Genomic DNA, 5144 nt, shown 5'->3' on the forward strand with positions numbered 1-5144 from the left:
TTCCCAGTCAATGACATCTGGTGATGGCAGTGATTGCATTGCAGCACGCGTGGCCGACTTTTCAGGTGACAACAGGTCTTGTTGGCACATTCAGGGCAGACAAAGCCGTGAGGAAAACGCCAAGTGAACAACGCGTTTTCGCACTGAGCTTCAGTGCCATAGTCCTTGAGAAGCTCAAACAGGCTGTAGCCTTTCTGGAATTGGACTTTGCTTTTGGCCATGATCTCGCTCCTCGATAACTGTGCATAAGATCAGTATAGTTCGGGGTGACTGCTAATCATGGGTAATCAGGTACACATATCTACTAGAAACTGTTTGGAGCGGGAAACGAGACTCGAACTCGCGACCCCGACCTTGGCAAGGTCGTGCTCTACCAACTGAGCTATTCCCGCAACAGAATGTCATCTGCAAGTGATTGGAGCGGGAAACGAGACTCGAACTCGCGACCCCGACCTTGGCAAGGTCGTGCTCTACCAACTGAGCTATTCCCGCATCGGAATATCACTTACAAATTTTTGGAGCGGGAAACGAGACTCGAACTCGCGACCCCGACCTTGGCAAGGTCGTGCTCTACCAACTGAGCTATTCCCGCAACATTAGGTTGTCTTGAGGCTGGCTGATGATTGGAGCGGGAAACGAGACTCGAACTCGCGACCCCGACCTTGGCAAGGTCGTGCTCTACCAACTGAGCTATTCCCGCATCGGGCTGGTTTGCACCAGTGTCATCATCAGATTTTGGAGCGGGAAACGAGACTCGAACTCGCGACCCCGACCTTGGCAAGGTCGTGCTCTACCAACTGAGCTATTCCCGCAACTACCTTAAAACAGGCCGTACAGCATTTGGTTGCTTGCGCTACTGTACGGGAGCCGAATTATAAGAGCAGTCATTCCAATTGCAAGGGCTTTTTTGTCTGGTTGCGCGCGTTCGCTCAAAAGCTGGTCGAACTGTCGATTTTAGCAACCAGAGCGGGGCAATCCCTTGCCTGGGCGTCAGATCTTGAAGACGTGGCTGCGGTAAAACTGCAGTTCGGCAATGGATTCGCGGATGTCGTCCAGCGCCTGGTGGGTACCGCTCTTCTTGAACTGATCCAGCAGCTCCGGCTGCCAGCGGCGTACCAGCTCCTTGATGGTGCTGACATCGACGTTGCGATAGTGGAAGAAGGCTTCCAGCTCGCTCATGTGCTTGACCATGAAGCGGCGATCCTGGCCAATGCTGTTGCCACACAGCGGGCTGGTGCGCTCCGGCACCCACTGGCGAATGAAGTCGAGGGTCTCGGCGACGGCTTTCGCCTCGTCGTGCTGGCTCGCCTTGACCCGGGCCACCAGACCGCTCTTGGTATGGGTATTGACGTTCCAGTCGTCCATCTTGGCCAGCTCTTCGTCGCTCTGGTGAATGGCGATGACCGGCCCTTCGGCCAGCACGTTCAGATCCTTGTCGGTGACTATGGTGGCGATCTCCAGTACCACGTTTTCTTCAGGGTCGAGGCCCGTCATCTCCATGTCGATCCATACCAGGTTCTGCGCGCTGACTGTCATGATTGCTCTCTCTATTGGGAGGAATGGCGGAATTTTGCCAATTTGCATGTATCATACTGGCTTTGGATCTGTTCATAAACTGGCGAATCGAGTGGCAAAGAAAGCAAAACTCAATCTGGGTCAACAAAGGCGCGTCCAGGCCAACCGCGAGCGTCGGCTGCAAAAAGAGCACACCACAGAGGTGGATGACACCCTGTTCGGGCCGGCCATCGAAGGGGTGGTGATCAGCCGCTTTGGTCAGCACGCAGACGTCGAGGCGAGCGATGGCACCATCCACCGCAGCAACCTGCGGCGCAGCAGCATCAGCAGCCTGGTGTGCGGCGACAAGGTAGTGTGGCGTCCTGGCCTCAATGCCGCGACCGCCGGCGTCATCGAGGCGGTGCACCCGCGTCACTCGGTGCTGACCCGGCCGGACTTCTACGACGGGGTCAAACCCATCGCCGCCAACATCGACCAGATCATCATCGTCTCGGCGGTGATGCCCGAGTTCTCCACCAACATCGTCGACCGCTATCTGGTGGCCGCCGAGGATGTGGAGATCCGCCCCCTCATCGTGCTGAACAAGGTCGACATGCTCGATGATGCCGCCCGCACCCGCATCGAGCGCCAGCTCGAAACCTACCGCAAGCTCAATTACGAGGTACTGCTGGTAAGCTGCGAGAGTGGCGAAGGGCTCGATGAGCTGAAAGCCAGGCTCACCGACAAGATCAGCATCTTCGTCGGCCAGTCCGGGGTCGGCAAGTCGTCACTGACCAACGCCCTGATGCCGGGGCTGGATGTGCTCACCGGCGAGATCTCCGAGAACTCGGGGCTCGGCCAGCACACCACCACCACGGCGCGGCTCTACCACTTCCCGAGCGGCGGCGATCTCATCGACTCCCCCGGGATCCGCGAGTTCGCCCTCTGGCATCTGGAAGCCGACCGCATCACCTGGTGCTTCGTCGAGTTCCGCGACTATCTGGGCGGTTGCAAGTTCCGCGACTGTACCCACAAGGACGATCCCGGCTGCGCCCTGCGCGCCGCGGTCGAAGCGGGCGCCATCAGCGCCGATCGCTTCCACAACTATCACCGCATCCTGGAAACCATGCAGGAAGCCCGTCACGGTCGCCAACAGGCACGCCTGTGACCCTGTTTAACCTACGTTGATGATGAACATGAGCATTACTGACAACCTGAAAATTGCCGGTCAATACTGTCTGCCCAAACACGCCCTCTCCCGCCTGGTGGGCAAGCTTGCCGCCGCCGAAGCGAGCAACCTCACCACCAGGGTGATCGAGGCCTTTATCAAGCAGTACCAGGTCGACATGAGCGAGGCGCTGCACGAGAGCCCTGCCCACTACAAGAGCTTCAACGAGTTCTTCACCCGCGAACTCAAGCCCGGTATCCGCCCCCTGGTGGAAGACGCCATGACCCTGGCCCTGCCGGTGGATGGCACCGTCAGCCAGCTCGGCCCGATCAGCCAGGGTCGCATCATCCAGGCCAAGGGCCACGACTACAGCGCACGCGAGCTGCTGGGCGGCTATGAGGATCTGGTGGCGCCGTTCAAGGATGGTGACTTTGCCACCATCTATCTGGCGCCCAAGGATTATCACCGCATCCACATGCCGCTGGACGGCGTGCTGGAGAGTATGGTGTTCGTGCCGGGGGATCTCTTCTCCGTCAACCCGCTCACCGCCGAGAACGTGCCCAACCTGTTTGCCCGCAACGAGCGGGTGGTGGCCACCTTCCGCACCCCGCACGGCCCCATGGCGCTGGTGCTGGTCGGTGCCACTATCGTGGCCAGCATCGAGACCATCTGGGCCGGCAACATAGCGCCGACCAAAGAGAAGAAGGTGGTGCGCTGGGACTACACCGGCGACGAGGCCATCACCCTGCAAAAAGGCGCCGAGATGGGTCTGTTCAAGCTGGGCAGCACAGTCGTCTGTCTGTTTGGCCCGGGCATGCTGGCCGGTTTCGAGCCCCATCTGGCCAACGGGGTCACCACCCGCATGGGTCAGCCCTTTGCCAAGCTGGCGGAGCAGGCATGAGCGATCAGCCCGTCTCTTCCCAGAAGAACAACCCGCTGCACGGGCTGACGCTGGAAGCCATCGTCACCGCCCTGGTCGAACACTACGGTTGGGAAAAACTGGGGCAGGAGATCAATATCCGCTGCTTTACCCAGGATCCCAGCATCAAATCCAGCCTGAAATTCTTGCGAAAAACTCCCTGGGCGCGGGAAAAGGTCGAGAGCCTCTATCTGTACGTCCAGCGCAAGCAGGCCAAAGCAAAGGAATAACGCCATGGCGTTCAAGATTACCTACACCTACGGCAAGAAAACCAAAGAGATCGGCTACGCCAACGACAAGTTCAACAGCATCTACGATGCCATTGCCGCTGCCGAAGGGATCAACCTGACCAGCTTCCACGCCATGGAGGAGCAACTGGCCCAGGTATGCCGGCGTGACAAGAAGAGCGTGAAGGATTACCGGGAGAACTACTTCAAGGAGCTGGGCTTCTCCAACATCGTCATCGAGCGGGATGCCAAGGAGTAACCATGCGTACCTTGACCCTGATGGCCGCCTCCCTGCTGCTGGCGGCCTGCAGTACCCCGGAACAACACCTTGTCGGCAATGATCAGGATGTCCACGGCTGCCGAGCCAGCGCCGGCTATCAGTGGTCAGCCCTGACCAGGCAGTGCGTGCGGCTGTTCGAGCAGGGCATCAGGCTCAATCCGACCGATGCCGGCCAGACCGGCAGCGCCTTCGTGCTGTTCAACGCCGATCAAAGCCAGGCCGAGCTGACCCTGCCGAGCGGCGAGCAACACCTGCTCACCCGCCAAGGCGCAGAAGGCAACTGGTCGTGGCAAGGCAGCGGCTACACCCTCTTGCCGTGGAAGGGGTATGTGCTCAAAGCCGGCGAGCAGACGCTGTTTCACGGCGACGTCGCCCGCTGAGTCACCCGACTCTATTCAGCCCCCGGCCCTGCCGGGGGTTGTTTTTTTGCGGCTATCAACAGCGACCCGCATGCCCCTTGTCGCCAGGCCGGAAACAAAAAAAACCGTTGCAGGCAACGGGGTTTTTGCTGGCGCTCGGTGCAACCTTAGTTGCCGAGGGTGGAGAACAGGCTCTGTTCCAGGCTGCCGCGGGAGACGCACACCGGGGTGATGGAGGGAGCCGGTACCCGCTCGCCGGAGGACTCGACGAAGTAGAGCTGGGTGTTGCCCTTGACGTTGACGGTGGCCACGCTGTTGTTGCCGCTCTGGGTGATGATCAGGTTGATCTGCAGGTTGGGGTTGCCCAGTGCGACCTTGGAGCCCATGGTACCGCAGTCCAGCCACTCCAGACCGTCGGCCGAATTCTCGACGTTGGCGGTCATCAGGCCGGAGCCACGCTGGCTGTTTTCGATGTTAAGGCCATGATCGCCAAACCACTTCTCGGCGCGGGCCCACACCAGATCCACCGGGATCTGCATCTCCTGGGTGTTGTTGGTCGCCTTGGCTACCGGCGGGGTATAGCGGTACTGCTCGCCGCCATTGTTGTCGCTGGCACAACCGGTCATCAACAGGGCCAGTGCTACTACGACAAACTTTTACATGCTGCTTCTCTCATCCATATAATCCGGCCCTAGGG

At 59.4% G+C, this 5144-nt stretch carries 8 protein-coding genes and 5 tRNA genes; 5 read left to right on the forward strand and 8 right to left on the reverse strand.

Translation table 11 applies throughout. The features are described from left to right. The 7 genes from CAK78_RS09050 to orn form a co-directional block, all read right to left on the reverse strand. Positions 1-221, reverse strand: a 221-nt coding sequence (locus CAK78_RS09050; RefSeq protein ID WP_141214107.1) for a transposase, incomplete at its 3' end; no start/stop codon positions are given. A gap of 95 nt (positions 222-316) precedes the next feature. Next, positions 317-392: transfer RNA gene (locus CAK78_RS09055), tRNA-Gly, on the reverse strand. 24 nt (positions 393-416) lie between these two features. Then, positions 417-492, reverse strand: a tRNA-Gly gene (locus CAK78_RS09060). A 24-nt stretch (positions 493-516) separates the two neighbouring features. After that, positions 517-592, reverse strand: a tRNA-Gly gene (locus CAK78_RS09065). Positions 593-624: 32 nt separating this feature from the next. Next, positions 625-700: transfer RNA gene (locus CAK78_RS09070), tRNA-Gly, on the reverse strand. Positions 701-736: 36 nt separating this feature from the next. Then, positions 737-812 (reverse strand) — tRNA-Gly (locus tag CAK78_RS09075). 178 nt (positions 813-990) lie between these two features. Continuing rightward, positions 991-1536, reverse strand: a complete 546-nt coding sequence (gene orn, locus CAK78_RS09080; protein ID WP_017781447.1) for an oligoribonuclease — start codon at positions 1534-1536, stop codon at positions 991-993. 91 nt (positions 1537-1627) lie between these two features. On the opposite strand from orn, the gene rsgA reads away from it, so the two are divergent. The 5 genes from rsgA to CAK78_RS09105 are packed head-to-tail and all read left to right on the forward strand — an operon-like array spanning position 1628 to position 4468. Next, on the forward strand, positions 1628-2662 hold the full coding sequence (rsgA, locus tag CAK78_RS09085) for a small ribosomal subunit biogenesis GTPase RsgA (RefSeq protein WP_217900819.1): 1035 nt from the start codon (positions 1628-1630) through the stop codon (positions 2660-2662). A gap of 28 nt (positions 2663-2690) precedes the next feature. After that, the gene (gene asd / locus CAK78_RS09090; protein ID WP_094697069.1) at positions 2691-3563 is read left to right on the forward strand and encodes an archaetidylserine decarboxylase; all 873 of its coding nucleotides are present in this window, start codon (positions 2691-2693) and stop codon (positions 3561-3563) included. Further along, positions 3560-3811: a VF530 family DNA-binding protein gene (locus CAK78_RS09095; RefSeq protein ID WP_017763973.1), complete on the forward strand. Its 252-nt coding sequence runs from the start codon at positions 3560-3562 to the stop codon at positions 3809-3811. Before asd ends, CAK78_RS09095 begins: the two co-directional genes overlap by 4 nt. 4 nt (positions 3812-3815) lie before the next feature. After that, positions 3816-4067, forward strand: a complete 252-nt coding sequence (locus tag CAK78_RS09100) for a DUF2960 domain-containing protein (RefSeq protein ID WP_005297812.1) — start codon at positions 3816-3818, stop codon at positions 4065-4067. 2 nt (positions 4068-4069) lie between these two features. Next, a complete protein-coding gene (locus CAK78_RS09105; RefSeq protein ID WP_094697067.1) occupies positions 4070-4468 on the forward strand; it encodes a hypothetical protein in 399 nt (132 codons plus the stop codon). A gap of 146 nt (positions 4469-4614) precedes the next feature. Here the strand turns inward: CAK78_RS09105 and CAK78_RS09110 are convergent, their stop codons facing one another. Further along, complete coding sequence (locus CAK78_RS09110; RefSeq protein ID WP_094697068.1) at positions 4615-5073, reverse strand: hypothetical protein; 459 nt, start codon at positions 5071-5073, stop codon at positions 4615-4617. Positions 5074-5144 lie beyond the last annotated feature (71 nt).

This window comes from Aeromonas sp. A35_P (assembly GCF_002259925.1).
GTDB lineage: Bacteria > Pseudomonadota > Gammaproteobacteria > Enterobacterales > Aeromonadaceae > Aeromonas > Aeromonas dhakensis.